Annotated in this window: 5 protein-coding genes; all 5 read left to right on the forward strand. The window is 71.8% G+C overall.

Features of this window, described 5'->3' with window-relative positions:
* Positions 1–45: 45 nt before the first annotated feature.
* The 5 genes from ACWF94_RS34675 (at position 46) to ACWF94_RS34695 (ending at position 4,171) form a co-directional block, all read left to right on the forward strand.
* On the forward strand, positions 46–1,518 hold the full coding sequence (locus tag ACWF94_RS34675) for a UvrD-helicase domain-containing protein (protein WP_453497906.1): 1,473 nt from the start codon (positions 46–48) through the stop codon (positions 1,516–1,518).
* A 298-nt stretch (positions 1,519–1,816) separates the two neighbouring features.
* Positions 1,817–2,110 carry a WhiB family transcriptional regulator gene (locus tag ACWF94_RS34680; protein WP_453497909.1) on the forward strand — a complete coding sequence of 98 codons (294 nt, stop codon included), beginning with the start codon at positions 1,817–1,819 and terminating at the stop codon, positions 2,108–2,110.
* Positions 2,111–2,754: 644 nt separating this feature from the next.
* Entirely contained in the window at positions 2,755–3,186 is a 432-nt protein-coding gene (locus tag ACWF94_RS34685; protein ID WP_453497912.1) for a hypothetical protein, read from the forward strand.
* A complete protein-coding gene (locus ACWF94_RS34690) occupies positions 3,183–3,884 on the forward strand; it encodes a zinc finger domain-containing protein (RefSeq protein ID WP_453497915.1) in 702 nt (233 codons plus the stop codon). Before ACWF94_RS34685 ends, ACWF94_RS34690 begins: the two co-directional genes overlap by 4 nt.
* Positions 3,884–4,171, forward strand: a complete 288-nt coding sequence (locus tag ACWF94_RS34695) for a zinc finger domain-containing protein (RefSeq protein ID WP_453497917.1) — start codon at positions 3,884–3,886, stop codon at positions 4,169–4,171. The genes ACWF94_RS34690 and ACWF94_RS34695 overlap by 1 nt, the downstream gene beginning before the upstream one ends.
* Positions 4,172–4,303 lie beyond the last annotated feature (132 nt).

Consider the following 4,303-nt stretch of genomic DNA (forward strand, 5'->3'; position numbering starts at 1 on the left):
CTTCCCCGGCGGGGCCCGCACCCCCAGAAAGGAGGTGCACCAGTGGTGGACCCCACACCCGAGCAGCACGAAGCAATCGCGACGTACGGCGACGGCATCGACTGCGCGCTCCAGGCCGGGGCCGGCTGCGGAAAGTCGTCGACGTTGAAGATGATCGCCAAGAGCGATCCGCGCCGTCGGATGACGTACGTCGCTTACAACCGGTCGATCGCGGCCGACGCCTCGCGGAGCTTCCCCAGCACGGTCCTCTGCAAGACGGGCCACGCTCTGGCCTTCGACCCGAGGCATCTGCCCCGGCTGAAGGCGCCGAGGCAGACCGCGCACCAGGCCGGGCAGGCGCTCGACGTCCGGAAGGTCCTCGGGATCATCGGCTCGACGCCGTCGGTCCCGACGGATCTCGGCACGCCGAAGGCGATGACCAGCAAGATCATCATGCGGTGCGCGCTCGACACGGTTGGGCGCTGGTGCCACAGCGCCGATCCGGAGATCACCGCCCGGCACGTCCCGCAGTACGACGGCCTCACGCAGAAGGAACCGCGCGCGGCGCTCCTCGCCCTGGTCCTGCCCGTGGCCAAGGCCGCATGGGCAGACCTCCGCGAAGAGCAGGGTGTTCTGCGGCTGAGCCACGACCACTACCTCAAGATGTGGGCGCTGTCCGGGCCGCGACTCGACACCGACGTTGTCCTGCTGGACGAGGCGCAGGACACGAACGACGTCCTCGCGGCCGTCCTGCTCGCGCAGGATCACGCTCAGCGGATCGCCGTCGGAGACAGCTCGCAGGCGATCTACGAGTGGCGCGGCGCCAAGGACGCACTCCGCGGATTCGTCCAGGCGCTGGGCTGCCCCGAACTGACGCTCAGTCAGTCGTTCCGGTTCGGGCCGCCGATCGCCGACCAGGCCAACACCTGGCTGAGGATCATCGGCGCCCCCCTCCGGCTCACCGGATACGACGGCTGCGAGTCCGCCGTCGGCCCGGTCGACGATCCGGACGCGATCCTGTGCCGTACCAACGCGGGTGCGATGGGCATCGTCATGGAATCGCTGGCGGCCGGGCGGAAGACGGCGCTGGTCGGGGGCGGCGGGGACATCAAACGGTTGGCCTGGGCGGCCGAGTCCCTCCAGTCCGGGAAGCCCACGGATCACCCCGAGCTGCTTGCGTTCCCCTCGTGGGACGCGGTCCGGGAGTACGCGGAGGAGGAGGACGGCGCGCTCCGTGTCCTCGTGAAGCTGATCGATGAGCACGGGACGGGCCGGATCGCGGCGGCGGCCGACGCTCTCGCGAGCGAGGACGCGGCCGAGCTGGTGGTGTCCACCGCGCACCGGTCCAAGGGCCGCGAATGGGCCAAGGTCCGCATCCACAGCGACTTCCGCGCGCCGAAGCCGGACCCGAAATCCGGGCTGGTGATCCTCCGCCGCGAAGAGGGCCGCCTCGCGTACGTCGCGGTGACCCGGGCCCGCGAGCAGCTCGACGCCACCGCGCTGTCCTGGGTGCACACCGTCACGGCGGTGACCGCATGACGCCGCACGCCGTACTCCCGGCCACCTGCCGCCATGGCCACCCCTGGCCCCAGTGGCTGCGCCGTGACCGCCAGGGCCGCCGCTACTGCTCCAAGTGCAAGACTCGCCAGTGCGGGATCTGGCGCGCGCGGATGAGCGCGCCGGACCCGGCGGCCGTTGAGCGGGCTGTGGCCGGAGACCCCCCGGCCAGGCTGAGCCGCGCAGAGCAGCGAGCCGTTCTCGCCCGCCTGCATGGCCGGGGCCTGACCGCGCGTGAGATCGCAGCCCGCGCACGGTGCAGCGCCCGGACCGTCGTCCGGTGGCGGGCCCGCGCCCGGCAGAGGTCGGCATGAGCCCCGCCGACTGGTCGAACGCCGCCTGCGCCCGCAGCGGCCTCCCCCCTGACATCTGGTTCGCCGAGGCCCGGACGTTCGAGCAGGGCCAGGCGCTCCGGACCTGCGAGCGGTGCCCGATCAGTGCCCAGTGCCTGTCCACCGCACTGGCGGAGGAGACGGGCCGGGGTGAGAGCTACCGGTGGGGCATCTGGGGCGGTCTCACCGGGCCCCAGCGCTACCGGCTGGCACGCGCCGCGGCGAAAGCTGCGGCCGGCTGACTCCTGGTGGGCGGCCGTGCAGCACCAACCGGCCGCCCATCAGGCCAACGACACACTCAGCACCATCCCGAGGAGATCAGTACGTGGGCAGCCGCCTGTACGTCGAGGTGCTCGACTACGCACCGACGACGCTGACACACCGCGAGAAGCTCGCCCTCGCGGTGCTGGCGGACGACGCCCGGGACTCGACGCGGATCACCTGGTCCTCCGTGGAGTCGGAGAAGATCCTCCGCCGCGCGAAGCTGTCCCGCCCGCAGATCTACGAAGTGATCAAGGCGCTGATCGCGAAGGGCTGCCTGAAGAAGGTCACGACCGGCCAGAAGAACGCGACCGCGAAGTACATGATCCTTCCCCTTCAGTGTCCGCCCTTTCCTGACACTGACGACGATGCTCAGCATCCGGATTCTGCGGACACTGACGATTCTCAGTGTCAGGGAAACCCGGACCCTGGACCGGGACTTGAGGGTCCGGGATTCCCGGACACTGAACCGTCTCAGCGTCCGGAAACACCTGACACTGACCCGGAAGCCCAGTGTCCGGAAAACCCGGACACTGACGAATCTCAGTGTCCGGAAACACCGGACGTCAGTGTCCGGGAATCCCGGACGCCTACTCACTCTCCTCTCTCTACAAGACCTCACTCTGTGGGGAACCCCCCGTCGTCGGCTGACCCTCAAGGCGGCACACCAGACGAGGTCATCGAGGGCGAGCCGGTCGACGACGCCGAGGCTGAGGAGACCGAGGCCCCTGTCACCGCCCAGACGATCGTCAGCGAGTGGCTCGACCGGTGCGCTGAGCGCCCCCCGTCGCGCGTCATCGGTCAGCTCTCCCGTGAGATCCGGGTGCTCCTCGATGAGGACCGGATCGCCCCGGACTGGATCCGCCGAGGCATCGCCCGCTGGATGCAGAAGAACCTCCACCCCGCCACCCTCGCGAGCGTCGTGCACGAGGTCATGAACACCACCGACCCCGCCGGTACCGCGCGGGGCCAGCAGTCCGACGGCGGGACCGTCTTCGACCGCGCCCGCGCCCGCGCCGCCGCCCGCGCCGCCCAACGCCAGGAAGGACAGCCGTGACCGAAGAAGAAGCCGTTCAGATCGCCGAGTACGTCGCCGCCGCCTGCCCCGCGCAGAAGTTTGGCGAGTACACCCCCGATGTCTGGGGGGAGATCCTCGCCCCGTACGCCGTCGACGAGGCCCGTGCCGCTGTCATCGCGATCGCCCGTCGCCAGCCCTGGATCAGCCCCGCCGAGATCGTCACCGAGATCAAGGAGCGCCGTGCCGAGCGCATCGAGCTGGCGAACGTCGTTTACGACGGCACCCCGGGCGAGACCGGCGCCGAGTCCGCCGCCTCCGTCCGCGCGCTCATCACCGCGGCGGCCGACGGACGTACGCCCCCGCAGTCCATCCGGGCCTCCCTCGGCACCGCCGACCGCCCCGCACTCCCCCCGGGCACCCCCGCCACCGGTCGCGCTGCCGCCGTCCTCGCCACCGTCGGCCAGGCCATTCCCCGCGTACGGGAGGGCGTCGTCAACGTCCTCGCCGTCGTCTGCCGCGTCTGCGGCGCGACGCCCGGCGCCGGGTGCCGCACGAACGGCCGCCGACGCGCCGACGCCCACCCCACCCGCCTCGACGACGCCCGCCGCGCCGCCGCTGGCCTCCCACCCGTCGACCCCGCCGAGGACGCCCGCGAGCAGGACCGCCGCCTCGCCGCCTCCGCTCACGCTGCCGCGCGCGCCGCTGCGGACCGCCCGACCTTCGAGGACGCGACCTGATGACCCGACGCCCCCTCCGCTTCCCCCAACTCGCCGTCGCCTGCCCCTGGTGCTACGCCCCCGCCGGCGACCTCTGCACCAGCCACGGAGGCACCCGACCCCGCCGAGCCGACACCCACCAGGCCCGCCGCGACGCCTGGGTAACGGCCCTCGCCCAATGCCCGACCTGCCAGGCCATCCCCGGCGCCTCGTGCACCGTCATCGGCACCCGCCGCCTCCTCGCACAGGCCGGTGCCCACCCGGAGCGCGACCAGGCCGCCGTCGACCACACCAGGGAACCCGAATGAGACGCCCCTCGACCTGCACCGAGTGCGGGCGTCCCATCCGCTGGACCACCACCCAGGCCGGGAAAAACCAAGCCGTCGACCCCACCCCCGACCCTGCCGGTAACACGGCGATCTGGCGGGACGGCACCGGCG

It is taken from the genome of Streptomyces sp. NPDC055078, assembly GCF_053607985.1.

Bases quoted from the DNA above. Each gene is read 5' to 3' on its own strand.
- ACWF94_RS34695 (WP_453497917.1), top strand. From the start codon at position 3,884: ATGACCCGACGCCCCCTCCGCTTCCCCCAACTCGCCGTCGCCTGCCCC.